The following is a 26,357-nucleotide window of genomic DNA, read 5'->3' on the forward strand; positions in this document are numbered from 1 at the left end:
CTGGATGCAGCAAGAATACTTATTGCGCGCAGAGCGCATCATGCAGCGCATTCAGCAACTAGCCGCCATCAGCGAAGACGCCAACGGCGTAACGCGCACTTTCGGAACGCCCGCCTTCCTGGAAGGCCGCGCCTTGGTGCAAAGCTGGTTGGAAGCCGCCGGCCTGGTAACCCGCGTGGATGGCATCGGCAACTTGCGTGCCCGGCTGGAAAGCCCACTCGCCGGGGCCAAAACCTTCGTGCTGGCCTCGCACATTGATACGGTGGTTAATGCTGGCAAATTCGACGGGCCGCTGGGCGTGCTCATGGGGCTCGATTTGCTGGAAAACCTTATGGCGCGGCAGGTTGAATTGCCGTTTCACATCGAGTTGATTGCCTTTAGCGACGAGGAAGGCGTGCGCTTCCACACCACCTACTTGGGCAGTAAAGTAGTGGCCGGCTCCTTCGACCACGCCCTACTGGCCCGTACCGACGCGGACGGCATCACACTGGCTCAAGCCCTCGAAACTATGGGCGCCGAAACAAATCAAATTGCTGTCGATGCCATTCCGGCGGCTGATTGGCTGGGGTATTTTGAGATGCACATCGAGCAGGGCCCGGTACTGTGGGAACGGCAGGTGCCGGTGGCGCTGGTCACGGCCATTGCCGGGCAGCAGCGCGTGGAACTCACATTTCGGGGCATGGCCGGCCACGCGGGCACCGTGCCCATGGACATGCGCCAAGACGCCCTGTGCGCCGCGGCTGAGTTTGTGCTCACGGCCGAGCAATTTGCCCAAGTGCACGGCCGCGGGCTGGTAGCTACCGTGGGCAAGCTGGCGGTAAGCCGGTCGGCCAGCAACGTCATTCCTGGCGAGGTGACGTGTAGCCTCGACCTGCGCAGCCCCGACGAGCAGCAACTGGCCCAAGCCCATGACTTCCTGCGCGGCCACGCCGAGGCCTCGGCCGGCCACCGCAACGTGCAGCTGGAGTGGCAGCCGGTGCAGCAGACCGCGCCCGTAATCTGCGATGCCGACCTGAACAGCTTGCTGGCCCAAGCCATCGCCGAGCGCGGCCACGAAACCATTCCGCTGGTGAGCGGCGCTGGCCACGACGCCGTGCCAGTGTCCTTGGTGGCGCCGGCTACCATGATGTTTATCCGCTGCTACAAAGGCATCAGCCACAACCCGCTGGAGAACGTGGAGCTAGCCGATTTGGCCGCCGCCGTGGCTGTGGCCGACCGGTTCATTTATCAATTGAAAGCCAAGCATGAAAAGTGAAAGACCGCCCTGTTCAGCCGGCGTCCGCTTGTCGAAGCGTCCATCCTGCGTAGCTAATTTGATTTAGTGCTGCGGTAGAGATGCCTCGACTCCGCGGACGCCAGCTGAGCAGGGCGGCTTGTTTTACTCTTTTCCATTTCACACCTCATTTTTCATCCCACCCAGCACATGGAAATGTCGGCCCTGACCCGCTCGGTCGTAAAGCGCAACCACGCCATCATCGCCCCCGATGGCTACATCAACAGCAACGTGCCCGGCTGGACGGGCTGTACCGTCAACGTCATCATCAACGAGCAGATGGGCGCCCGCCTGTGCCAAACGCTGATTACGCTGACCGACGCGGGCCGATTGGTGGGGGAGACGCAGGCCTCGCAGATTTTCTTCTACGTGGTGCAGGGCCAGGTGCAGGTGGCGGTGGGCGGCGAAACCCGCACGTTGGCTGTGGGGCAATACGTGTACATTCCGGTTGGGCAAGCCTATGAATTCACGCAGCCGAGCGCCGGCACGCAACTGCTCACGTTTCACAAAGTGTACGAACCACTGGCGGGCCACGCCACGCCGGGCGTGTTTTTCGGCGAGCGCGACTACAGCAAAGCACCCGTGTACATGAACGACGAGGCGCTGCGCATCCAGGAACTGCTGCCGAACGAATTGGGCTTTGACATGGCCGTGAACATTTTCACCTACGGCATCGGCGGCAACCTGCCCATGGTGGAAACGCACATCATGGAGCACGGCCTCATGTACCTGGAAGGCCAGGCCATTTACATGCTCGACCAGTGCTGGTACCCCGTCAAAAAAGGCGACTCCATCTGGATGGCGCCCTACTGCCAGCAGTGGGCCACCGCCATGGGCCAGGAGCCGTCGGTGTACATCTACTACAAGAACGTGAACCGGTTTCCGACGGTGATGTAGCGCGGACTTTGTAGTCCGCGCAAAATAAAACGTCCTGCTCATCTGACGTCTGCGGAGTCGAAGCATCTCTGCCGCGCAACTAATTTCGAATGCAATGAAATTTATTGAACGGTTATTCTCGGTGCTGGCTTGGCTGCAAATCTTTGTTTCTCCAGCCATTATCGCTGCAATTGCAGGCACGCTTATTTGGCTGGGGTTGGGCGGGTTTTGGGGCGCTGTCCTGGCCAGTGCGGTGGGACTAACTGGTTGTATAATTGGAATTGCTTTCGCCGAAAAAGCCCGCCGCGACAAAGGCACCGTTGAATTTATGTCGCGCACTATTGCTCATCCAGAACTGCGCGAAAAAGAAATAGTTGATGACTCTTCTCGAATTAAATAACCTTCCCAAACCGGGCCTTGCCGAAGCCCTGCAGAAATGCTGCGGCTCCACAGCATGGGTAGAAAATATGGTCGCCTTGTTCCCCGTCGCCGATGCTGAAAAGCTGATGGCCGAAGCCACAACGCAGTGGAACAAATTGACGGAAGCCGACTGGCGCGAAGCCTTCACGCACCACCCTAAAATAGGAGGCGACGTGGCCGCATTGCGAGAGAAGTTCGCAAGCACCAGCGCGTGGGCCGAAGGCGAGCAGGCTTCGGTGAAGCAGGCCTCACAAGAAACCCTGGAAGCGTTGGCCGCGGGCAATACTGAATATGAGCAGAAGTTTGGCTACCTATTCATTGTTTGTGCTACGGGGAAAACGGCCGATGAAATGCACGCGCTGCTGCAAGCCCGGATGTCCAATAAGCCCGAGAATGAAATACTAATTGCCGCGGGCGAACAGGATAAAATTACCCGCATTCGCCTGGAGAAAGTATTAACCGCATGAGCCAGATAACGACGCATATTCTCGACACAACCAAAGGCAAGCCCGCTGCCGGAGTGACCATTGCGCTGCTGCAGCAAGCCGGCGATACTTGGCAGGAAATAGCACGCGGCGTGACCAATAACGACGGGCGAATTGCCAATTTATTAGCCAAGGAAACGCGGTTGAAATCGGGAATTTATAAAATGAAATTCTTTACGCAGGAATATTTTGCGCAGGACAATACGGCTAACTTTTACCCGGTTGTAGAAATCATTTTTGACGTAGCAACCACCGAGCATTACCACGTGCCGCTGCTGCTGAACCCATTCGGGTACGCCACGTACCGCGGCTCCTGAACAATGTAGCGTGAAGCTCCAGCTTCGCGTTTCGGCCGGCCATAAAAACGATTACTGTTCGACGATGCGCGAAGCTGGAGCTTCACGCTACATCCACTTAATTCCAACATGAAACTCAGCCTACCAGACTCCGATAAAACCGCCCTGCTCGACCAATTGGGCGTGGCCAACCGGCACTTTCAGCAAACCTACCCCGGCGACAAGCCCGACCGCCAGCCCGTGCACACCGTGTACGGCGGCGCCAACCTGTTCAAGGCCGATACCTGCAAACGCATGGGCGACATTGCCCTCAACAACCTGCAGACCTACGCGCCCAATTTTGTGGAGCTGGCCCGGGTGCTACAGCTGAAAAACCACGAGCACCTGCCCACGCTCTCAACAGACATCGCCGACCTCACTGCCCGCCTCGACGCCATGACGCCCGCCGAGCGCAAGCAGGAGCCGGCCTGGCTAGCCTACTCCGTGTACAACAAGATTGTGCAGAAGCTGCAGCGCGAGCCCGTGGAAGACTTTCGCGTGGATTTTGAGGACGGATTCGGAAACCGCCCCGACGCCGAGGAGGACGAAACCGCCGTGCGTGCCGCCCAGGAAGTGGCCAAGGGCATGGCGCAGGGCACGCTCTCGCCGTTCATTGGCATCCGCATCAAGCCCTTCACCGAGGACATGAAGGCCCGTGGCGTGCGCACCCTGGACATTTTCCTGACCACGCTGCTGGGCGAAACCGGCGGGAAATTGCCCGACAACTTCGTGGTGATGCTGCCCAAAGTGACCATCCCGGAGCAGATGACGACAATGGTGCGCCTGTTTGAGCTGCTGGAGCGGGCGAATAGCCTGCAAGCGGGCACCCTCATGATGGAAACCATGGTGGAAGCCACCCAAATCATCATGGACGAGGAAGGCCGCAACCCGCTCATGCGCATCATCCGGGCCAGCGAGGGGCGCTGCATTGCCGCCCACTTCGGCACCTACGACTACACCGCGAGCTGCGGCATCACGGCCAAGTACCAGACCATGGCCCACCCCGTGTGCGACTTTGCCCACCACATGACCAAGGTGGCGCTGGGTGGCACCGGCATTTTCCTCTCCGACGGCGCCACCAACGTGATGCCCATCGGCCCGCACCGCGGCGACAACTTGAGCTACGCCCAGCTGCGCGAAAACCAAGAATCGGTGCACAACGCCTGGCGCCAGGCCTACCACCACACCACGCACTCGCTCATCAACGGCATGTATCAGGGCTGGGACCTGAACCCCGCGCAGCTGCCCATGCGCTACGCCGCCACCTACAACTTCTTCCTCAGCAGCTACGACGACGCCGTGCACCGGCTGAAAACCTTCGTGGAGCGGGCCGCCATTTCCACCCTCACCGGCGACATTTTCGACGACGCCGCGACCGGCCAGGGCTTACTCAACTTCTTCCTGAAAGCGCTGAATTGCGGCGCCATTTCGGAAGAAGAAATCGAAGCCACTGGGCTGACGCGCGAGGAAATTAACACTCGCTCGTTCTTCCGCATACTGGAAGGGCGGCGCAAGCAGACCGTGGCCTAGCGCGGCCTATCTGCAGGCGGTTGGGTTCGGGGTAAGCTCCACATAACCTTCCCGGGCTGGCGAAGTATGCAAAAGGAGGAGATTTCCTCCTTAACAACCAGCTAATGCCCAAGCATGACGACCGCACAGCAACCCGACGACGAACTCAACGGACCTACCGACCCCGCTCAGCTAGGCAATGACGTGGGCCAGGGCCCCGGTTCGGCACCCGAAGACAACCCCGGCGACATGTCCTCGGTGCTGGCGCGGACCGATGGTAGCCGGGCTGCCGACGACCGGACTGCGGGGGATGAAAGCGGCAGGACTTCTCGGATTGGCTCTGAGTTCGACGAAATACGCCGGCAGGTAGCTGGGCAGCCCGACGAAACCTACGGCACCGTGGGACGCAGCCACGGCCAGGGCCGCGCCGGTTACAACGGCGATGAAGACCGCGGCTACGACCAAAGCGGCCACCGCGGCGGCCTGGGCACCAGCGGCGGGCGCGAAGACTTGTCGGACCGCCGCTTCGATGCCGACGGCAACCCCTTCGCGGGCGGCTACGGGGGCGGCAACTACCGCCAGCCCGACCCCTCCCAGACCGAACACCTGGGCATGCACAGCCAAAACCCCACCGACGAAGCAACCTCGGCGCCCACCAACACCGCAGAAACCAGCGGCGACTAGGTATTCCGACGCGTTGCGGTGCCGCGCACTTCGTGAGGGTTCGGCCTGCGGGAGCATCGTGGTAGGAGTGGAGCCCCGCTAGCTCCGCCAAGGCATTGGCAATACTTTGACGGGAGGCGGGCCTGAGCTGGGCTTGCGGTGCTCCTGCAATGGCCTGATTTTGAGTGGCGGTTGGAATATTCGAGTAGTAGTAGGAATAGCTGCCATGAACTATTTACTTTCACCGGTCTCGGCAGTTTAAAACTGCGGACTGCCGGGGACTGAATGGTTTACTGGATTGCTGCTCTGTCATGAAAAATCTACTGCTGGCAGCCGCATTGCTGCTCATCGGGTCTGCCCGGGCCCAAACCGTTGCGCCCGACCTCGTGCTGACCGGTGGTAAAATCTTCACCTCCGACCCCAGCCGGCCCTACGTGCAAGCCCTGGCCGTGCGCGGCGACCGGGTGCTGGCCGTGGGCACTACCGCCCAAATTGCCCGGCTGGCCGGCCCGCGCACCCGCCGCATCAACCTGCGGGGCCGCACGGTGGTGCCCGGGTTCAACGATGCCCATACGCACTTGCCGGCCGGCAGCCCACTGGGCCGGTTCTTCCGGTTTCCTAAAGCGCCCATGCTGGCCGGCCCCACTTCGGCGCAAGTGCTCGACACGCTGGCGCAGCTGGCGCGCCGGGTGCCGCCCGGCACGTGGCTGGAAGGTGAAATAGGCTTAGCCGCGTTGCTCGACCCGCAAATGCGCCGCACGGAGCTCGACCAGATAACGGCCAATCATCCAATCCTGCTGCACACGCCGTGGGGCCACGGCTGCGTGGTCAATTCGGTGGCGTTGCAGCAGATGCACATCGCCGACGGCGACGCGGCCCCCCTCGGCGGAGCCTACGAACGCTACGCCGGCACCCGTCAGCTCAACGGCTCGCTGCTGGAATACGGCAGCTGGGTCCCGCGCCGCGAGCTACACGGCCAGATTTCCGACGCCGTTTGGGTGCAGCAGCTGAAAGCCTACGGCGCCGAATCCTTGCGTTTCGGCATTACCAGCGTGCAAGAAATGGCCGGTACCCTGCCCCCCGCCCAGACCGTGCGCGTGGTGCAGGCCGCCCAACTGCCTTTGCGGCACCGCATCATGCCGTATTTCATGACTTCCCCGCAGGGCATCAATCACCAGGAGTGGGAAGGCATCAACCGCCGGCCCACGCCGCTGGCGCGGGTAGAAGGCCGCAAGTACGTGCTCGATGCCACCCCGCTGGAAGGCGGGGCCCTGATGCGCCGCCCCTACCCCGGCCGCCCCGGTTGGTACGGCCAGCTCAACTTTCCCGTCGACACCGTGCGCTCCCTCTTGCGCCAGTCCCTCGGCAGCTCCGACCAACTGATGCTGCACATCGTGGGCGACAGCACGGCGAGCTTGGTGCTCCGCCTCATGGGCCAGCTGGCCGATGACGCCACTTGGCAACGCAAGCGGGTGCGCTTCGAGCACGGCGACGGCCTGGCGCCCGATTTGCAGCCCCGCGCCAAGGCGATGGGCGTGGTGGTGGTGCAAAACCCTTCGCACTTCGTGGCCGACATGAACCGTGAGCACGGCGCGGCCGCAGACATTCCCGCCAGCTTCCGCTCGCTGCTGGACGGAGGCATCCCCTTCGCCCTGGGCTCCGACGGCCCGTCAAATCCCTTTCTCAACCTGCTGTTTGCTGCCACGCTGGCCGACCCCAAAGAGGCCCTCACCCGCGAGCAAGCCGTGCGCGCCTACACCGCGGGCGCGGCCTACGCCGAGTTTCAGGAGAAAGAAAAAGGCACCCTCACGCCCGGCAAGCTGGCCGATTTGGCCGTGCTCTCGCAAGACATTTTCACGGTGCCGCTGCCCGCGCTTCCCGGCACCGTGAGCGAACTCACGATGATAGGCGGCAAGGTGGTGTACGAAGCAAAACGCGGCGTGCCCCTCAGCGGGACAGCGCCGCGCCCGGCAAGGAAGCCAATGGCACCCCCGGCTAAGCCGAAGCTGAAGTAGCGACCGCCGCCGCATGGAAAGTCCGGCTACATCTGAGGAGTAAATGCAATTCCGCTTAGTCCAACTAAAGCACCGCTCTATCTGGGCAGCGACAACTATTCCAACAAATTTCAATTCTACTCAGTCCGATTGAAGCAACGGCAAGCGGAAAAAGAGTTAGAGGGGAAGCGGCATTTCAATTCCACTCAGTCCGATTGAAGCACGGTAGGCCTGCCGGACACGGCCGGGCCCTATGCCATTTCAATTCCACTCAGTCCGATTGAAGCACCCCGGCAGGCTCAACGCTCACCGCCTCGACCACCATTTCAATTCCACTCAGTCCGATTGAAGCTTGGGCTCGACACGAAGTTGCCCGGTATCATCGAAATTTCAATTCCACTCAGTCCGATTGAAGCCTGCGCACGGCCTTGGCTTACGTCAGCGCCCTAGCATTTCAATTCCACTCAGTCCGATTGAAGCGCCGCCCAACAGGCTGCGGGCCGCGCCGAAGCCGAAATTTCAATTCCACTCAGTCCGATTGAAGCCGGAGTGCTTGGTAAGGTTAAACGCTCGATGTGTGATTTCAATTCCACTCAGTCCGATTGAAGCGTGGCGATACCGAACTTGTGCAGCTGTTCGAGCACAATTTCAATTCCACTCAGTCCGATTGAAGCACTCTGTGGATGTTCGTCGCCTGCATCTTGATTGATTTCAATTCCACTCAGTCCGATTGAAGCCCGGTTTCCTTCAGTGGACAGCAAATGGCTGTTGACATTTCAATTCCACTCAGTCCGATTGAAGCTCTCGTCCCCTTGCATCACTTCCAGTATTTTGTTCTATTTCAATTCCACTCAGTCCGATTGAAGCGTTTTTCCTCAAGCCTAAACACCGCGATGGCGGGCGATTTCAATTCCACTCAGTCCGATTGAAGCTAGCGCAAGCCCGGCAAATCTATCTCGCTGCCGCAGATTTCAATTCCACTCAGTCCGATTGAAGCCTTCTGCTAGCTGAAACTCCTCAATGCTATTCGGGCCATTTCAATTCCACTCAGTCCGATTGAAGCCGGAGCTGCTCAGCGCGGAAAACATCCAGGCCAAGCATTTCAATTCCACTCAGTCCGATTGAAGCACAACATTTTACGCACTTCTGCGTCGCGCTTGCGCGATTTCAATTCCACTCAGTCCGATTGAAGCCGTGAGCGCGTCGGGGCGGGCGTACACGTCAAAGGCATTTCAATTCCACTCAGTCCGATTGAAGCCTCCGACTTGCTCAGGTGCGGCTCCTGCTTTGTGCAATTTCAATTCCACTCAGTCCGATTGAAGCCTTCCCGCTGCAGTCCTACAACAACAACTCCCTCATATTTCAATTCCACTCAGTCCGATTGAAGCGCTTTCCCAAGACATCGTGCGCGACGCCACGGCATTATTTCAATTCCACTCAGTCCGATTGAAGCGCTTCCAACTGAAGTGGTCGCCGAAGCCGGGCCAATATTTCAATTCCACTCAGTCCGATTGAAGCCTTTCTTGTTGAGCTTGTTGCTCAGCCCGGTGTTCAATTTCAATTCCACTCAGTCCGATTGAAGCAATCCTTGGAAGCCTTGCTTGATGCCGTGGCCGATTTATTTCAATTCCACTCAGTCCGATTGAAGCTGGCCGGTGGCGGCGGCAATGTCAGCCAGCGTGGGCAATTTCAATTCCACTCAGTCCGATTGAAGCCCCGCCAACGTGCGCCGCGTGTGGCTCGACAGCAAATTTCAATTCCACTCAGTCCGATTGAAGCGTCGCCGCGGGGGCTTCGAAGCGGTAGCGTTCCACCATTTCAATTCCACTCAGTCCGATTGAAGCCGGCCGGCCCTACCGGAATCAGCTCGACGTGCTTACCATTTCAATTCCACTCAGTCCGATTGAAGCCGGCTTGGAGCCCGCCAGCACCTACACCGCTGAGATATTTCAATTCCACTCAGTCCGATTGAAGCTCGGCTTCCTGCGGGGTGGCTGTTCCAGGTTTGGATATTTCAATTCCACTCAGTCCGATTGAAGCCATCGGCTTCCCGCCCCGTCGTGTCTTGGCACGACGATTTCAATTCCACTCAGTCCGATTGAAGCTTGCTCGAGCGCAAGTACCACGCCACCAAAGTAGCCATTTCAATTCCACTCAGTCCGATTGAAGCTGGTTCCGGTGCTCACCAGCCCGGACGGCACGCGCTATTTCAATTCCACTCAGTCCGATTGAAGCCACCCGCCGCCGCCGCTAATGGCCCGCGGCATCCTCGATTTCAATTCCACTCAGTCCGATTGAAGCTACACGTGCGAAGGTTCCCTGCTGCACGTGTGCGCTATTTCAATTCCACTCAGTCCGATTGAAGCTCGGCATTGTCGCAGTACACGAACTGGAAAATGCAATTTCAATTCCACTCAGTCCGATTGAAGCGCTGCACCAAGTCCACGACTTCTTGCCGCGTCGCCAATTTCAATTCCACTCAGTCCGATTGAAGCGCGCGTGGCCCTGCGTGACCTGGACAAACACATCGAATTTCAATTCCACTCAGTCCGATTGAAGCTTTCTTCACTTTCAACTCCCACCGCATGCCCATGATATTTCAATTCCACTCAGTCCGATTGAAGCCGCAGCTTGCCCGTTTTGCGCTCCTGAATGATTTCCATTTCAATTCCACTCAGTCCGATTGAAGCTTGCGGCCGTTCCGCAACGACCTTTACCCCGGCGTATTTCAATTCCACTCAGTCCGATTGAAGCGCCGCTGCTGCGGGCAAAGACGAGGATTACTTAGCCATTTCAATTCCACTCAGTCCGATTGAAGCCCTGGCAGGCGGTGCTGCCCTTTGCCGGCGTTCCCGATTTCAATTCCACTCAGTCCGATTGAAGCTACATGGACACCTTTGGCCTCGAACGCCGCCCAGTGATTTCAATTCCACTCAGTCCGATTGAAGCCACTTGCGGCGGTTCCGGCTGCCAAGGTTGTCGCGTTATTTCAATTCCACTCAGTCCGATTGAAGCTTAATCGTTTGGTTAGCAATGCACTTGGCCCTGGCTATTTCAATTCCACTCAGTCCGATTGAAGCTATGGTTGTCGGCATTAAAATTTCTCGCAAATAAATATTTCAATTCCACTCAGTCCGATTGAAGCATTCCAATACTTTGCAAACTTCTCTTTTTGCCAGTCATTTCAATTCCACTCAGTCCGATTGAAGCTCTTGTTGGTTGCGTTGCTACTCGCAGCGGTAGCCGATTTCAATTCCACTCAGTCCGATTGAAGCATCCCCGCAGGCGTGAGCGAGTGTAGGGAGCGTCAATTTCAATTCCACTCAGTCCGATTGAAGCGCAATTGTTAAGCAAGCGCACGTAATAGAAAGCGCATTTCAATTCCACTCAGTCCGATTGAAGCCATGAAGCCCGCAACGCCTATTTCGGTTACCTGCAAATTTCAATTCCACTCAGTCCGATTGAAGCATTTTGGAGTTTACGCCGTCTGCGATTATTGGCCCCATTTCAATTCCACTCAGTCCGATTGAAGCAAAGGCGCTGAATCTACATTTCTTTTGCAAATAGACATTTCAATTCCACTCAGTCCGATTGAAGCTATTTTGGAGTTTACGCCGTCTGCGATTATTGGCCCCATTTCAATTCCACTCAGTCCGATTGAAGCGTCGTCGCAAATGATTTTTACTTTGCCCGTAATTACATTTCAATTCCACTCAGTCCGATTGAAGCTAATCGTTTGGTTAGCAATGCACTTGGCCCTGGCTGATTTCAATTCCACTCAGTCCGATTGAAGCCGTACAAATCGCAATCATACGACGCGCAACGCACTAATTTCAATTCCACTCAGTCCGATTGAAGCAAGTTGAATTGGCTTGCTCATTTGCTACGAAGCAACATTTCAATTCCACTCAGTCCGATTGAAGCGGGAAAATCGTTTTATTCGTTGATTAGCGAAGCATTATTTCAATTCCACTCAGTCCGATTGAAGCTCCTTGGTCCGGAAGCCATCAACGAAGGCGCCAGCGATTTCAATTCCACTCAGTCCGATTGAAGCCTGGCGAGCAAATTCGCGGAATTTACATCGGTTTGCAATTTCAATTCCACTCAGTCCGATTGAAGCGATGTATATTGCGAAGTGCAACAGGTGCAAATATTTATTTCAATTCCACTCAGTCCGATTGAAGCCCGTCGCTTTTCGCGACAAAAATACCCCTAAGCAGGCAGGATTAAACTTATTCGCAATAAAAAAGAAAGGTAAGAGTCGTCGGTGGCTGGTAAATGGAGAACCACTGGAGAGCGACGACTCAAATTATCAGGTAGTTAGAGCTGGTAAGTAGCCCAGCGCCATGCTTTGCTACCTGATGTAAGAAAGGCGACGACGTTGGCGCGTTACAAAAAATCGCTCAGCTTGCTGCGTTCCTGACCCAGAACCTGTTTTTCCAGCCACTGCTGGCTGCGGCTTTTGAAAATTAACACGCTGTCTTCCTTTAGGTCCAGAAACGCTTCAGCTTTCAGCAGCAGTTCCTTCAATTTTACTTCCGAAATTTCGCCCTCGAACACAGAGTTTTGAATCCAATTTAGGTAGCGCCGGCAGAGCTTCAACATCTTGCCGACCCGCTTTTCGCGAATATCATAAACGAGTAGTACATACATAAACTTACCACCAGGATTTGAATGGTTGGTATTCTTCGATGCCCATCAGGTGCTTGGTCAGCTTGTAGCATTCCAGTTTGATGAGGTGCTGATAGGTGATGATGCGGTCGAGGCGGCGGTGGCGGAAGGTTTCTTTGAGACGCTGAGCGAAGACTTCGACGAAGATTTTACGACCCGATTCCTTGAGCAGGCAGCCGTCGAGTTCGCGCACAAAATGGTGGGGCTGGAGTTCTTTTTTGTTGAGCACGCGAAAGATGGTGCGGTCTACCAGCAGCGGCTTGAAGATTTCGGCCAGGTCGAGGGCTAAAGAGAAGCGGCGGTGGCCGGGTTCGTGCAGGAAGCTGATGGTGGGGTTGAGCTGGGTGTGGTAAATTTGCGACAGGCAGGCCGCGTAGCACAGCATGTTGCCGAAGCTCAGTAAAGCATTCAACTCGTTTTGGGGCGGTTGGGTGCTGCGCTGGCCGAACGTGAAGCCGGGCACGCTCACCAACTGCTCGAAGCAGCGGTAGTAGGTTTGGCGGATGTTGCCCTCGTAGCCCATCAGTTCCTGTATGCTGGTGGCGTGGGGCAGGGCTGCCACATACAACTCAATTTGGGCAAGTTCTGCGGCTACTTCGCGGCCCCGGCTCTGGTAGTAGCGCAGGTTTTTTAAGAGGTTGAACGCAGAACCCTCCACGAATTTACGGGCCAGCGCTTGGCGTTTTTTGCCGTTGGTGTAGTGGCTGGTCTGGGCCACTTGCAGCTTGCCGGCCAGCAGGTATTCCTTGGCTAGAAACGAGCCGGTGTAGTGCTCGTAGTAATCAAAGAAATGCACCGAAATGCCCTTTTTGCCCAGAAAATTATACAAGGCGCTGTTGGCATCAAGAGAACCGAAAACGTAGAAGTCGGCTACGTCTTCCACGGGCAGAAAGCGCGTCTGGCCCTCGGCGCCTTTTTCGTCGTAGGCCGTGTATTTGAGCGTATTGTTGTCGCGGCTCATGCGGCCGGGATTAAATAGATAGTAGGTTTTCTTCATCGTTGATTGACGTTGATTAACCGGGACTTCATAGCGTGTCGTGCGAGGGCGGCGGCAGGTCCAACTCCACGCCGGCTTCGCTCACGTAGCAGAAATCGTAGTAGCTGCAGTTCTTACAGAAAGGCTTGTTGATGGTGGGCGGGCAGGTGGGCTGCTCCACCAACTGCTCGATGGCTGCCTCCCATTGCGCGATAGCGGCGCGGTCAGCCTCGGTGAGCACAACGGTTTCGGTGCGGCGGATTTTGGGGTATTCCAGCAGGCCGGTGGGATTTTCCACGCCGTGGCGCTCCAGCACCAGCAGGTAGTATTGCAACTGGGCGATGCTGGCCTGCTCCATCTTGTTGCTGCGCTTGATTTCGTGCACCACCCGGTCGTGCGGGTCGTAAAAATCAATCTTGATGCCTTCAATCTGGATTTCGCGGTAGCGCTTGGCGCGTTGCGGGTAGGCGGTTTCGTGCAGCAGCGTGCCATCGGCCACGTTATCGTGCGTTTGCTGGAAGCTGATGCCGTGGTGAAACAGCCACAGCTTGCGGTGGCAGATGTGGTAGTAGTTGATGTGCTTGCCGGTGATGCGCATGAGCAGAATCAGACAATGACGGGTATCTCTGCGTGGTAAGGCCCAATAACTCCTCTGGCGACGGCTATGAAATTGGGTATCTGCTACTAAGGCCGTCCGCTGTAACGGCCTTTTGCGTTACTCATCTGCTTCACTCGGCTCTTTATCAAAGCGGAGGCCTTGCAAAGAGTTGTAATAGTGTGTCTTCACGGTCCAGATTACTTCTGTTTCCTGACTTACGTGAATGGTGATTTCTTCCAGCTTTCCGGCCTGTTGTGCGCGGCGGAAATCATATACTGAAATTGAAATGGCATGGGGTAAAGCCCATTCCCGAAAAGCGAAGGAGTTTGTGAAAACCCTAGGGTCGCCATCTATATTAATGAAGGAAAAATTAGTGCAGGCATACACTATTTTTTGCGGACCAATGTCGCGACTTTTCCAGCGGTGCGTCTCTTCGTCCTCTTGGTCGGTTTCAGCTTTAGGAAGTAATAGCCAATTCGTGACAATGGCATCTTCCAGTGCCCTGCGGTTTTCCCATACGTCGGTGTTTTCTTCGACCACTTTGGGGTACAGTTCATTCACTAAATCTACGAGGCGCCGGGCGGAGTAGTCACCGGGAATAAGCTGTGCCTCAGCTTGCTCCAGAACCGCGCTGGTTATCCAGCCCTGACCTTGCCGATAATGACCATACGGAGCAGGATAGAAGCTTTTGTCCCCTTTCTTGTCAGTTTTATGGGGCGTTATTAGGTGTAACTCACCTACTACTTCGCCCCGTTTATCAAACCGCTTTGTAAACCTCGACAATCGGCCTGCGCGTTGTGCTAATCGGTCGGTTGGGCACAAATCGGCCAGCATCAGGTCGGCGCTGATATTGACGCTCAATTCGCCGATTTGCGTTAGAATGGCTACACCGGTTGGTACATCATTTTCCCACGCTTTGGGGCCGAGCATTGCCAGTAGCTTTTGCTCGACGTCCTTTTTGTCTGGCTCCGTAAAACGCGAGTGATAAAGCACCACAGGATGCTTCATTTTAGCGTGTTGAAACCAGTCCCAGTAAGCTTGTGCTCGCCCCACCGTATTGGCGTAAATAATAAGTGGCTCACCGTTCAAACCACGTTCGAGCAGCGGTGCCAGGTCGTCGGGTAGTTCGGCCGGCCCGGCCCGGTGCAACTGAAAGCGTATGCGGTCGTAATTCGTCAGGTCTTCCCATATTTTGGCCGCTCGCAGTCCCGATAGCGCATACAACTCCAACGCAGAGGCTGGCAGGGTGGCGCTCATCAATAGCACCGGTACGTTCAACAGTCGTAATGCCCGTAGCAGCACCACCAGATTACGTTGCGTGAAATCGTCATAAAAGTCGGCTTCGTCAACCACGACGCATGAATGCGCCATGTTCCAAAATGTTGCATGGTGGTCTTCGCGGGTGGCAGTCAGGGCCAGACAAAGCTGGTCTATAGTCGTCACGGTAGTTGGCGTTTCGAACAGGCGGGCATAATCCAGTTCCTGTTTCCAGGCTGCGGAATACTCGCCCCGACCATGTTGTTCTTTTTCGCGCTGCTGGGCCAGAAACCATGCGCTGGAATGATAAATCCCGGTGCTGCTTAGTGTTTCCGTCGTGCTGATATAAAGCGCATTTGCCGTGAAACGGGTGGGCATTGCCCACACAAGACGGTCAGCCCGGCCTGTCATTACTTGCCGCTGCGCCCAGAGCAGCGCCGCATCGGTTTTGCCGGCGCCGGTAGGTGCCCGCAGCAACGCAAACGGTTCGTCCCAGAATTGAGGAATCAATTCCTGAACGCCGGTTGGCTTTGCCCAGGGAAACTTATACCGAAAGGCACCCAGTTTTGGCACCGCTGGCGTTTTTGTGTTCCGGTGGGCTTCTTGCGCGCTAGCGCGGTGGTCGGCCAGCCGCAGCAAAGCCCGCAGGCCCCCATACTCATAGCGTCGGGCAATGGCTTGGTCAAAATCTGCCGCCTTATCGGGCTGCAATTCGGCACTGAGGGGCAAGAATTTCTGATGCCAGAAGGGCGCAAATGTTGGGTCGTCGGCCCAGCGCTTTTGGTGTCGAAATCCCAGCTTGCCGTGGTGCGCGGCCACGGCCGCATAAGCAGAGGCCGGCAACCAATTGTTACCCGCGTTTTTACGCATCTTTACCAACGAGGCAAACTCGTGGCGAACGCCACTTTTTAGCAAGTGCAAGCCTTGAACTTTGCCTGTTCGCTGTGAATCTTCAAAATCTTTGCGGCACGCTTGCTGCCAGGCCGAATGTGCTTTGCCTTCATCGTGCCAGCGGGCACAGGCATCGACCAGCGCCAGCAGGCTTTGCCCCGTGCGAACTGCGTATTTGTAAATCAGATAAGGCCGTGCCGCCAGCACGTGCGCCACTTCGTCGCGCACGTGCTGGGTGTGGTCGGCCAAGGTCGTTCCGTCGGGCTTCGCCAGCAGTTCCATTGAGTAAGTGGTGAGGCGTGGCAGCTTTATTTGGCAACTTTTTCTGGCTTGATGCTCTTTTCGAAATCCGCGGTGCTTTGAACAGTTGTGCCGGGGGCCGGGTCGTAGAGGCTATTGCTGGCCAGAAAATCCTGCGCTTTTTGGTAAGCCGTAGCGGTGCTGTCCCCGTTTTCGGCAGTGTCGTCGCCGAGGAAATAGACCGCTCCCCGCGCCGTCAATTCTGCCAGAATGTTGCGCTGCTCGACCGCTAAAGCCTTAAAATAGCGGCTGGCCTTGCGCGAGAGGCGCGTATCGAATACCAGCAGCACCTGCTGCGGCTCGCCGCTGGTGGCATTACGGGCTTGGTTGGCGTAATCAGTCAAGGCGGCGGTAGCTTCCAAGGCTAGCCGAATACGACGCTTGCGCTCCTCTTCGCTGGTATGACGGACATATTCCGTGCGCACGTGCAGTTCTTTTTCATAGCTAAACCGCTTGCGGATACCCACGGCGCTCACGTCCACGAAGAAACTCATCAGCATCGTATCATCCTGCGAAAACTCACGGGTTGCTACTGCCTGGCCCCTTGAGTCGCCTTCGGCTTCCATCTTCAACCGAATCAGCAAATCGCGCCCGATGCTGCTCGATTCCAGCGCTACGGCCGGCGTGGCCGAAACCGGCGCCGTGCGCCGCCCCGAATAGGTTTCCTTCGAGGTTTGCAAAAAGCCACCGAGGTCGGCCCGCAAATCGGTTTCCACGACGTTCGTTACACCGTCACCGTTCGACACGTAAGTTTGGCCCCGTCCTTCGTCGTCGGCATTAAGGCGGTCAAGGGCCGAGAACAACGCGTGGCGCTGCATCTGGCCCGAAATGTACACGCGTCCGTCAGGCCGCCGTTTGATGGATGAAGCGTTGCCCAAGAGCTTTTCGCCCGCGTTAGCGATGTGGTCACTCATCGGGGCCAGCATCGTAATGAGAATACCTTTAATAATCATGGTGCAGAAGGGTTGAAGTGAGTCTATTCGATGCTTGAGTGGGCGTGATTTTCGGATGCTGGCGTTTCGTCGGCCCCGGCAGCCTCTTCGGTTTCATCCGCTGCTGCTTTGCTTTTGCCTGCGCTTCGCAGTCGCATGTAAGCAATCAGGAGATGTTTGGCTTGGTCATGGGTGATTTCTCCCGTATTCGCAGCGTCCACAAACCGCTTTGCTTCCAATGGGGCTTCATCCAGCGACATACGCCCGGCCTGAGTAAGTACCTGCGACATCATGGCTTCGGGCGATTTAGCACTCAGCGCGGCGCTCTCCAGTACCACTAGGATTTTTGCTTTGGCCTCCTTGATTTGCTGGTCTTTTCCCTTCTTCTTGGATGTAAATTCTTCGGCTTCAGCTTTGGCTGCGAAATACGCCGTGCGGTTGAGCCAGCGCCCAAGTTCGCCGGCTGATTCTACAATTTCAGGTTTCATGGTGCGGAAGTATTCGGTAAAAAGTGGTTCGGTTTCAGCGGCGTATTCAGCTCGAAAAGCCAAAAAATCAACGAAAGCAGCGGTAGTGAAGCTTTGCAGGAAGCGGCTCGCCATCAGGCAGAACGTTTTGAATTCCGGCTTGCCGAACGGGGTACCGGGATTACCGGCCTCCGAGTAAAAACCGGTGCCCAGATACAGCGAATCCACAATGCTGGTCAGGTCGTAGTCCATTGCCAGGCGTGTGGTGTGATGGTCGAACCGCACCTGGCCTATTTGGTCATAAGAAATGACGTGTAGCGGCTGTCCAGCCAGCATATCCAGTACCACCCGGCCCCGGCCTTGCTGCTTGGTGCGCCGCGCCCAGCGCCCAATGGCTGCAAGCAGCCCCACCGGGCCGAAAGCCCCCGCATCACGTGGCGCATCAGGATAATTGCCCGAATGCAGGCGGGGCCGGCGAAATTCCGGGGCAGTGGGCTTAGTGGTTTTGCCTGTTACCTTCGGTTCCACCGCTACTGTTATCGCACGCTCCCGCGTGTGCATCAGGTCGTCCGTTTCCTGACTTAGCATTCCCTCAAATACCGCCACAAACTCCCGAAGTTGCGGCAAAGGCAGGTCGGGAATAATGACCGTATTGCTACTTCCTGGCCACGAAGCGGGCTTAAGGGGTGTGATAGTTGTAATAAGGGCACAGCTAGCTTCCAACAACGTGCCGGTTGGCGGGCTTTGTGAGGCCGTCCCATTATTTACTTTAGCCGTAGTTGGCGCAAACGAGCGACTGAGGGTAAATGTGGCCGATAGGGACGTTGCATCACGCAGTAGTTTGATTATCTCCTGGGCATTGCGGAATGTGTCTTTTGCTCCCCCGTCCGTAGTGACTAGTGTAGGAAACAGGTAGATTCCTTGCGCAGCCAAGCCCGCTGATTGCACCAACTGTGGTTTATCGATAAGGTCACTCAATCGAACCGGCTCAAACTTCAATATCTTGTCATGTAGTGAGCTATTCCACGTCCGCATCCGAAATTTTCCTAGGCCGGCTTCAATGGCCCGCACCAGTGCCCCGCGCAATTCGGCTTCGGTCACTGTATCGGCTAATCGGGACAGGTAAGCGGCTACTGCCAGCCCGTAGCGCGGATAGGAGTGTAGCATTTCTGCGCTCAAATCTGACAAGCCCAGGCCACCCAGCCCAGGGGCAAGTGGCTGTGATGCGGGTAGAACAATCTCGTCAAATAGGCCCATTTGGTCCGATTGGACATCCGTTGATTTCTTACTCATGCCAGTCAAGTTCAATCCAACCGTCGTTTGAGCCCAGATAAAGCGGTGCGGCGGGGTCAGCAATAGCCGCCCGCAAGGCAGCGGCTAGCGCCGCTGACGTTTCAATTCGTACCCGGTAAGCTTCTTGGGGCTCAACATAACCGCGCAACGTGGGGCTGGAATAATACTGTGGAAAGTAGGGCCGAAGCACCGTGATGCTTATTTCATCACCTTCCTGAAAATCGGTCAGCGCATCGGCTCCCTTGCGGGCCTTTGCTGCGTCCGAGGTTGTCACCTTTCCCCCTCGCTTGGCATTCATGAAAGGAATAGCTTGCGCATCGTAGTTGCGGCTGCCGTCCACAAATGTTTTTCCCTTTAGATGCTGCGTCCACAGGTCATCGTAATGCAGCAGAGGCGGTACTACCATCACCCCAAAGCGCACATGCCATTGCAATAGGCTGCGAAAGCCTACGCCGGATGCCTGCGCCTTACGTTTGTGTTTCTTCTCCAGCGTTTTAATAAGCTGGTTCCGCTCTATTTCACCCAAATGCCAGCCCAAAGCATTTTCCAATGCACCAAGTAGCATGACCTCGGTGGGTTTCGACTGACCGGTGTAGTACTTGCCTGGCATCTTGGCAACCATCGACAAGGGTGCCAGGGCGGTTACTTCTAACAAACCAGACGTGCCAAAATCCGGCGGCGGTAGCAAAAGCTCAAGTGGTAAGACGTCCATAGCCAATGGATTTAAGGTAGTGAAGTGTGAAAGGTATGATTTTATTCCCTGTTGAACTAGAGAATAGTTTTTTGGAGTTCTTGTGGCTGTTGCCTGTTATCTTTGAGCCGCTGCCTGGAATTTAAATTGTTGAACTAGAGAACTCAATCGGACTAGTTGGCACGGGCGGGTAGCTTTGGCTGCCCGCCCATCTGGGTTACGATTACACTGCTTAAGCTTTTTGTCCTATTGGCTATGCCCTGATAGTAGGTCTTGGGCTTGTTACGATTACACTGCTTAAGCTTTTTGTATGGACGAGCCTTCCCCAAACTGGCGCTTTAACTTCAGCCTCCTCACACTTGCTCAAAGGCAAACGGGGCCGGGTATTCCTCAAATTGCTGATGGTGAAATTCAAAGTGCGGTACTGAAAAGTCAGCATTGGTACAATAGCGCCACTTTTCCACTCAGCGACAACCATTACTTTCTTATCGGCTACACCGAGAAACTTCGGTTCTTGTTGGTAGCTTTGTCGTATAGCGACGACGTGTTCACCATTCACGACGTTGCTGTTGCCGATGAACTCCAAGTCCAAGAACTTTACTGCGGCCGGGCTGCAAGCTGAGTCGCCGCTACTACCGGGCCTTACCCGCAAAGAAGCCTGGGATAAGCTGATAGCTACCCGGCAGCCAGTGAGCAAGGAAACGGTGTTGCAACGCATGAAGGATGCCGCGGCCAAAAAAGAGTAATTACATACTACCAGAAAACGACCTAAAAAGCAGCCTCACCCGGCTGCTTTTTTCATGTCCGCGCTACACCAGCGCCCCGCACCCAATCCCGGTCGAGTGCCCCACGCCAACCTCCCAGGCAAACTGAATCTGCTCGCCCGACCCAGACACCAGCACCGGGCAGATGCTGCCGCGGCACTGCACCTGCTTGTAGCGGAAGAGCTTGGACTTCGCGGTGGCGATGAAGGCGGGGTCGAAGCGCACGGCGGCTCCCGCGTCATCGAGGCCGGCCTGCCGAAGCTTGTGGCGCAGGGTGGCCGTGAGCAGCTCGTCGGCCAGTGCGTGGCCGGGGAGGAGGTGGTCGGCGGGCGTACCGAGCTTGGCCTCGGGTGAGAGGTGCTTGATGAAGACCGGACTGGCCACGCGGAAGGCTTGCTCACCGGGAGCAAATTCGGGCGCGCGCTGCATGCGGGCGTCCCGTACGCGCAATCCAAGGCCAATTTCCGGCTCTCGTATCACGCCGCTTACAAGCTGGTGAATGAGCTCGGTATCGGGGGCCGAAATAAACCAATTGGCGCCCTCGCGGAAATCAATGCCGTTGCGTCCGGCTCGTCCGCCGCTCAGCCACGCCAGGGAATAGAGCGAAAGGCCGTCGTGCCGGTGGGCGTCGTGCCCGGCCCAGCGGTTGAAGGCGCCCACCAACGTGGGCAGATAGTCAAAGGGAACCCGTTCGGGGGCTTCCAGGTATAGTTGTAAGCGCATGGCTGCCGGGTAGATAGCTGGAGAAATAGCGGACCTAATTCCGGCGGTAAGTACGTTAGCTTTTATCGAATATTACTAATACGATTTTCTTTATAAGCCAATATTTTTAGTAAACTGCTGTCTGTAAACGCATTAATTTTTTTGGTATTATGAAAGTAATACTTTGGATAAATTGAAAGAAGCGGAAGCTGCCGAAAACTCCGGGTACAGGCTCACCAGCACCTTTTCCGGCGTCATTGGGGCCGAGAAGGGCAGGGGCGAGTGGGGCCGGAAGGCCCGCACCGCGTCGCGCAGGGCGAAATAGGTGCCGATGCCGTACATCAGCGGCGGCTCGCCCACGGCCTTGGACCGCAAGATGGCTTTGGGGTGGCCGGGGGTGTCGAGAAAATGCACGTCGAGCACCTTGGGCGCGGCGTAGATGTCCGGAATTTTGTAGCTGTTCAGGGAGTTGCTGAGCAAGCGGCCTTCGTCGTTGTAGGCCACTTCCTCCATCGTCATCCAGCCGATGCCCTGCACGGCACCGCCCTCAATCTGGCCGCGGTCGATGACTTCGTTGAAGCTCTGGCCGAAGTCGTGGGCAATGCGCAGGGCGTCTACGGTGTAGGTGCCGCGCAGGCAGTCGACGGTGACGGTGGTCAGGGCCGTGCCATACACGTGGTAGGCGAAGGGGTGGCCCTGGTTGGTGGTGGCGTCGAAATGCAGGTCGGGCGTGGCGTAATGCGCGTTTTCGGTCAGGCACACCCGCTTCCAAAAGGCTGACGACACCAGTTTCTCCCAGGTGGTTTCGGTGGGAATGCCGGCGGCCAGCACCTCTTCGTTTTTGATTTCGATGCCCTCGTAATTCAGCGTGTACTCTACTTCGGCGTGGCGCAGCAGGCGCTCGCGCAGGGCGGCGCAGGCCATTTCGGTGGCTTTGCCGTTGAGGTCGGCGGTGGCGCTGGCGGCGCTGGGGGAGGTGTTGGCCACGCGGGTGGTGTTGGTGCTTTCCACCTTCACGCGATTCACGGAAATGCCCAGGGTGCGGGCCGCCACATGGGCAATTTTGGTGTTCACGCCCTGGCCCATTTCCACGGCGCCGGTGCTCACGCCCACCGAGCCATCGGAGTAGATGTGCACCAGCGCGCGCGCCTGGTTCATGGGCGTTTTGGTGAACGAGATGCCGAAGCAGATGGGCATCACCGCAAAGCCTTTTTTCAGCAACTTGTGCTGCCGGTTGAACTGCTCTACCTCGGCGCGCAGGCCGGCCAGGTCGTAGTGCTGCGCGGCCGTGTCCCAGGCCTGCTCGGCGTGGCACATTTCGGCGGGCTGGCGGTAGGAAAATACGTCGCCTTCGCGCAGCAAATTCCGCCGCTGAATCTCGCAAGCGGGCATGCCCAGTTCCTCGGCCGTTTTGGCAATGGCCGACTCAATCACGAACATGCCCTGTGGCCCGCCAAAGCCCCGGAAGGCCGTGTTGGGCGGCAGGTTGGTGCGACAGCTGTAGGCGGTGGCCGTCACGTTGGGCACAAAATACGAGTTGGTGGCGTGGAACAGCGTGCGCTCCATCACGGCCGGCGAGAGGTCGGCCGCGGCGCCGGCATTTTGATAAAACACCACCTCGTAGGCCACGATTTTCAGGTTCTCATCGAAGCCGATTTTGAAGTCCGACGAGTAGGGGTGTCGCTTGCCGGTCATGCGCATATCGGCCATGCGGTCGAGCACCAGCTTCACCGGTTTTTTGGTGCAGAAGGCGCCCAACGCGGCCAGTGCGCCCCAGGGCGTGGCCTGGTCTTCTTTGCCCCCAAAACCACCTCCCAAGCGTGTTACGTCCACTTCTACTTGGTGCATGCCCAGGCCGAGCACGTGTGCCGTGTGGCGCTGCACGGCTGTAGGCCCCTGCGTGGAGGAAATGATGCGCACGCCGCCCATCTCCGTGGGGAAGGCATAAGCGCCCTGCGTTTCGATGTACAAATGCTCCTGCCCGCCGCTCTCGGCCACGCCCTCAAACACGTGCGCGCAAGTCGCCCAGGCCGCTTCCGAATCGCCAAGTTTGAAGGTGCGCGGCGGCACGATGAGCTCGCCCTGCGCGGCGGCCACGCGCGGGTCGGTAATGATGGATAATGGCTCGATATGAGCTTTAATTAGCTTAAGCGCAGCGTGGGCCTGGTGCTCGTGCCGCGCCAGCACCAGCGCCACCGGCTGCCCCCGAAAATGCACGTGGCCCTGGGCCAGCAGCGGCTCATCGGGCACAATTCCGCCAATTTGGTTTTCGCCCGGAATGTCCTCGGCCGTGAGGATGCGCACCACGCCCGGCGCCGCTCGCGCCGCGCTGAAATCAATACTCAGCAGCTTGCCATGAGCCAACGGGCTCTCAAACACGGCCGCGTACAGCGTGCCTTGCTGCACGGGCACATCGTCGAGATACTGCGATTCGCCGCGCACGTGGCGCTGAGGGTCGAGGTGGTTCATGGGGTTGGCTGCAGGGTTGGCTCGTCGGGTAATTCGTTTCTCAAATCAATCAATAAATCCGTGGCGATTATCCACCAGTCATAACCACAATAATCTTCTAGCAAATCCTCCATCGACCCGAAAAACATGAAGTTCTCGCCCTTTACAAAAACGGAATCTCCGCTAATAACTTCTTCTAAATCTGAGGTGTCAAGCGGGCCTTCCTGCTTGCTTCGCAACGAACAATTATGGCAGAACACAAGCGGGTTATCAGCCTGACATTGCAGCATTGAACAGTAGCTCAGCGCCTGTTTAATCTGCGACAGCGTTAGTTCGTGACTGTCAAGTGCATGGTGCAGTGAATCATGAACAATGCTGACCACATCCCCCACTGCCAGCCGTCGGCCATCGACTCTGGGCGAACCCCATAGCGTGTCTTCCGTGCAAACTATTTCGGGGAAAGGAGAAGTCATTGTTTGAGTATCGCCCTCCGCGTTCACCTCACCCCCTGACCCCCTCTCCAAAAGAGAGGGGGCACCGGTTATGCCCACAACGAAGTCGTCAGGCTCCCCTCTCTTTTGGAGAGGGGCCGGGGGTGAGGTGAACGCGAACGGGATGCTCTATTTTAAATTAAATCGTTTATAACCAGGCGTTCCGGCGCAAACCGCAGGAAATGCGCCAGCAGCAACTGGCGTAGCAGCAGCCGCTTGTAGTCGGCCGTGCCACGTACGTCCGAAATTGGGCTGATTTCCATTTGCATCACTTCATTGGCGGCGGCTACGGTTTCCGCCGTCAGCTCGCGGCCCACCAGAAACTCGCTGGTGCGCGCCAGGTATAGCGGCACTGGCCCTACGCCGCCGGCCGACACCCGCGCCGCTTGAATAAGGCCATTCTCGACCCGCAGCCAAGCCGCCGAGTTCACGCTGGCAATGTCGAGGTGCGTGCGCTTCGATACCTTTTCAAAGTTGAAAAAGTCGCCGGCCAGTGGAGTTGGGAAGCTGATTTCAGTTACTTGCTCCTCAGGTGTTTTTGCCAGCTTTTTGTATTCTAAATACAGGTCCGGCAGGGCCAGTTCCCGGAAGTTTCCGCTTGGGTCGGCCAGCGTGATGTAGGCGCCCAGCGCCAGGAACATGATGGTCAAATCACCAATGGGCGAGCCGTTGATGAAGTTGCCGGCCACGGTGCCCATGTTGCGAATGGGCGTGCTCGACACCAGCTTCAGGTACAGCGGCAACTGGGGCAGCAGGCCGCACATCAGTTCCGATTCGAGCAAGTGGCTGGCCGTGGTGGCGGCGCCTAGCACCACGCGGCCAACCGCTTCCTGGCGAATGCCCCGGCGCTCAGTTTGGTCGAACACCAGGCGCACGGGTTGCTCGCGCAGCTCTTCGAGGCGTTGCACCAGCAAGTCGGTGCCGCCGCCCAGCAGTGGATGGGTGAATGGGTGAATGGGCGAATGACCGTTCTGGCTTTGGGCGTGTCCGCTGGGCGAGGTGGAAACGGGCATTGTGCCGTTGCGCTGGCCGGTGCCAGCGCCAATACCCGCGGTGTCCGTTGCCTCCGTTGCGGCGGCCGTTTTGGTGCGCAGCTGGGCCAGCTTGGCCGGTATTTCCCGGAAGTAGGCCGGTACGTATTGCTGCTCGCTAAGCCAGGCCACTGCGTTTTGCGTGGGGCGGTCGGCCAACCGAGTGGTGAGGGTGGCTGCGGCGCGCTCCAGCGACTTGTAGCCCGTGCAGCGGCAGATATTGCCGTCGATGGCTGCAAGGGTGTTTTTCTCGGTAGCGGGCTTGTTGCTCAGGCTGTGGCCCGTCAGCGACATCACGAAGCCTACGGTGCAAAAGCCGCACTGCGAGCCGCCCTCTTCCACAATGGCCTGTTGCACGGGCGTGAGTTGCCCGGCTGCCGCGTTGATGCCTTCTACCGTCACAACGTGCTTGCCGTGGGCGTTGCCCAGCGGGGTGAGGCAACTGGTCATGCTCTGGTAATGCACGGTTTGCCCATCCGGCGCCAGCTCGCCCACCAGCACGGTGCAGGCGCCGCAGTCGCCCTCCCGGCAGCCGATTTTAGTGCCCTTCAGGTGCTCGTGGTAGCGCACGAAATCGAGCAGGGTGCTCGCCTGCGGCTCGTCGGTGCAAATCGGCTGGTCGTTGAGGTAGAAGTTTGTCATGAATTCAGGCGCTACTAATAATAAACAGTTAATAATAAACAGTCATGTCGAGCGCAGCCGAGACATCTCGCTCGGGGCAGTAATCAATGGTTAGTGGTAGCACGCGAGATGTCTCGGCTACGCTCGACATGACGTTCTGAATTTATGGCTAACTATTTAATACTCCGTCTTGCCTTCCATTTGTTCCCAGGCCTGAAAACCGGCCAGTGCTTCTTCGCGCAGCAGTTGCGTCATGGGCAGGCGGCGGCCGTCCATGGGGCGGTCCAACTCTTCGTAGATGAACTGGTCGTCGAAGCCAATGGCGGCGGCATCGGCCTTGGTGTTGCCGTAGAACACGCGAGCGGGGCGGGCCCAGTAAATGGCGCCCAGGCACATGGGGCAGGGCTCGCAGCTGGTGTAGAGGTCGCAGCCGTCGAGCTGGAACGTGCCCAGCTCCTTGCAGGCCTTGCGGATGGCGTCGACCTCGGCGTGGCAGGTGGGGTCGTGGGTGCTGGTGACCTGGTTGAAGCCGCGGGCAATGATTTTGCCGTCCTTCACCACCACCGCGCCGAAGGGGCCGCCGTGCCCGGCCTGCATTTTCTCTATGGACAGGCGAATGGCTTCGCGCATGAATTCGGGGTTGGGAGCTTCCATGAGGTGAGTTGGAGG

General features: G+C 57.3%; 21 protein-coding genes and 1 CRISPR repeat array. Of the genes, 9 read left to right on the forward strand and 12 right to left on the reverse strand.

Features of this window, described 5'->3' with window-relative positions:
- The first annotated feature begins 4 nt into the window (after positions 1–4).
- From VF629_RS09395 to VF629_RS09430, 8 genes are all read left to right on the forward strand, one after another.
- Positions 5–1,255 (forward strand): allantoate amidohydrolase, encoded by a 1,251-nt coding sequence (locus VF629_RS09395; protein ID WP_331058217.1) that lies wholly within the window; start codon positions 5–7, stop codon positions 1,253–1,255.
- Between the two features lie 174 nt (positions 1,256–1,429).
- On the forward strand, positions 1,430–2,170 hold the full coding sequence (gene allE / locus VF629_RS09400) for a (S)-ureidoglycine aminohydrolase (RefSeq protein ID WP_331058218.1): 741 nt from the start codon (positions 1,430–1,432) through the stop codon (positions 2,168–2,170).
- 94 nt (positions 2,171–2,264) lie between these two features.
- Positions 2,265–2,549, forward strand: a complete 285-nt coding sequence (locus VF629_RS09405) for a hypothetical protein (RefSeq protein WP_331058219.1) — start codon at positions 2,265–2,267, stop codon at positions 2,547–2,549.
- Positions 2,527–3,036, forward strand: coding sequence for a 2-oxo-4-hydroxy-4-carboxy-5-ureidoimidazoline decarboxylase (gene uraD / locus VF629_RS09410; protein WP_331058220.1), 510 nt, complete (start codon positions 2,527–2,529; stop codon positions 3,034–3,036). The genes VF629_RS09405 and uraD overlap by 23 nt, the downstream gene beginning before the upstream one ends.
- On the forward strand, positions 3,033–3,371 hold the full coding sequence (gene uraH, locus VF629_RS09415; protein WP_331058221.1) for a hydroxyisourate hydrolase: 339 nt from the start codon (positions 3,033–3,035) through the stop codon (positions 3,369–3,371). Before uraD ends, uraH begins: the two co-directional genes overlap by 4 nt.
- A gap of 108 nt (positions 3,372–3,479) precedes the next feature.
- Entirely contained in the window at positions 3,480–4,919 is a 1,440-nt protein-coding gene (locus VF629_RS09420; protein WP_331058222.1) for a DUF6986 family protein, read from the forward strand.
- 114 nt (positions 4,920–5,033) lie between these two features.
- A complete protein-coding gene (locus tag VF629_RS09425) occupies positions 5,034–5,582 on the forward strand; it encodes a hypothetical protein (RefSeq protein WP_331058223.1) in 549 nt (182 codons plus the stop codon).
- Positions 5,583–5,872: 290 nt separating this feature from the next.
- Positions 5,873–7,576, forward strand: a complete 1,704-nt coding sequence (locus VF629_RS09430) for an amidohydrolase (RefSeq protein ID WP_331058224.1) — start codon at positions 5,873–5,875, stop codon at positions 7,574–7,576.
- Positions 7,577–7,683: 107 nt separating this feature from the next.
- A CRISPR array of direct repeats spans positions 7,684–11,740; the repeat unit is 29 nt; unit sequence ATTTCAATTCCACTCAGTCCGATTGAAGC.
- Positions 11,741–11,944: 204 nt separating this feature from the next.
- Here the strand turns inward: VF629_RS09430 and cas2 are convergent.
- The 7 genes from cas2 to VF629_RS09465 all read right to left on the reverse strand — a co-directional run bounded on the left by cas2 (position 11,945) and on the right by VF629_RS09465 (position 19,652).
- Positions 11,945–12,208 (reverse strand): CRISPR-associated endonuclease Cas2, encoded by a 264-nt coding sequence (gene cas2 / locus VF629_RS09435; RefSeq protein WP_331058225.1) that lies wholly within the window; start codon positions 12,206–12,208, stop codon positions 11,945–11,947.
- Positions 12,209–12,212: 4 nt separating this feature from the next.
- A complete protein-coding gene (cas1b, locus tag VF629_RS09440) occupies positions 12,213–13,223 on the reverse strand; it encodes a type I-B CRISPR-associated endonuclease Cas1b (protein ID WP_331058226.1) in 1,011 nt (336 codons plus the stop codon).
- A 28-nt stretch (positions 13,224–13,251) separates the two neighbouring features.
- Positions 13,252–13,800 (reverse strand): CRISPR-associated protein Cas4, encoded by a 549-nt coding sequence (cas4, locus tag VF629_RS09445; RefSeq protein WP_331058227.1) that lies wholly within the window; start codon positions 13,798–13,800, stop codon positions 13,252–13,254.
- A gap of 117 nt (positions 13,801–13,917) precedes the next feature.
- Positions 13,918–16,230, reverse strand: a complete 2,313-nt coding sequence (gene cas3 / locus VF629_RS09450; RefSeq protein ID WP_331058228.1) for a CRISPR-associated helicase Cas3' — start codon at positions 16,228–16,230, stop codon at positions 13,918–13,920.
- A gap of 26 nt (positions 16,231–16,256) precedes the next feature.
- Positions 16,257–17,201: a type I-PGING CRISPR-associated protein Cas7/Csp1 gene (gene cas7p / locus VF629_RS09455; RefSeq protein WP_331058229.1), complete on the reverse strand. Its 945-nt coding sequence runs from the start codon at positions 17,199–17,201 to the stop codon at positions 16,257–16,259.
- A gap of 23 nt (positions 17,202–17,224) precedes the next feature.
- On the reverse strand, positions 17,225–18,940 hold the full coding sequence (locus VF629_RS09460) for a hypothetical protein (RefSeq protein WP_331058230.1): 1,716 nt from the start codon (positions 18,938–18,940) through the stop codon (positions 17,225–17,227).
- Positions 18,933–19,652: a hypothetical protein gene (locus VF629_RS09465; RefSeq protein WP_331058231.1), complete on the reverse strand. Its 720-nt coding sequence runs from the start codon at positions 19,650–19,652 to the stop codon at positions 18,933–18,935. Before VF629_RS09465 ends, VF629_RS09460 begins: the two co-directional genes overlap by 8 nt.
- A 289-nt stretch (positions 19,653–19,941) precedes the next feature.
- On the opposite strand from VF629_RS09465, the gene VF629_RS09470 reads away from it, so the two are divergent.
- Positions 19,942–20,253 carry a hypothetical protein gene (locus VF629_RS09470; RefSeq protein WP_331058232.1) on the forward strand — a complete coding sequence of 104 codons (312 nt, stop codon included), beginning with the start codon at positions 19,942–19,944 and terminating at the stop codon, positions 20,251–20,253.
- 187 nt (positions 20,254–20,440) lie between these two features.
- Here the strand turns inward: VF629_RS09470 and VF629_RS09475 are convergent, their stop codons facing one another.
- The 5 genes from VF629_RS09475 to VF629_RS09495 all read right to left on the reverse strand — a co-directional run bounded on the left by VF629_RS09475 (position 20,441) and on the right by VF629_RS09495 (position 26,342).
- Positions 20,441–21,118: a CRISPR-associated endoribonuclease Cas6 gene (locus tag VF629_RS09475; RefSeq protein ID WP_331058233.1), complete on the reverse strand. Its 678-nt coding sequence runs from the start codon at positions 21,116–21,118 to the stop codon at positions 20,441–20,443.
- 147 nt (positions 21,119–21,265) lie between these two features.
- Positions 21,266–23,566: a xanthine dehydrogenase molybdopterin binding subunit gene (locus VF629_RS09480; protein ID WP_331058234.1), complete on the reverse strand. Its 2,301-nt coding sequence runs from the start codon at positions 23,564–23,566 to the stop codon at positions 21,266–21,268.
- Positions 23,563–24,018, reverse strand: coding sequence for a DUF433 domain-containing protein (locus VF629_RS09485; protein ID WP_331058235.1), 456 nt, complete (start codon positions 24,016–24,018; stop codon positions 23,563–23,565). The genes VF629_RS09480 and VF629_RS09485 overlap by 4 nt, the downstream gene beginning before the upstream one ends.
- Before the next feature lie 152 nt (positions 24,019–24,170).
- Complete coding sequence (locus VF629_RS09490) at positions 24,171–25,709, reverse strand: 2Fe-2S iron-sulfur cluster-binding protein (RefSeq protein ID WP_331058236.1); 1,539 nt, start codon at positions 25,707–25,709, stop codon at positions 24,171–24,173.
- Positions 25,710–25,865: 156 nt separating this feature from the next.
- A complete protein-coding gene (locus VF629_RS09495) occupies positions 25,866–26,342 on the reverse strand; it encodes a nucleoside deaminase (RefSeq protein WP_331058237.1) in 477 nt (158 codons plus the stop codon).
- Positions 26,343–26,357 lie beyond the last annotated feature (15 nt).

The sequence above is a fragment of the Hymenobacter sp. genome (genome assembly GCF_036388155.1).
Classification (GTDB): domain Bacteria; phylum Bacteroidota; class Bacteroidia; order Cytophagales; family Hymenobacteraceae; genus Hymenobacter.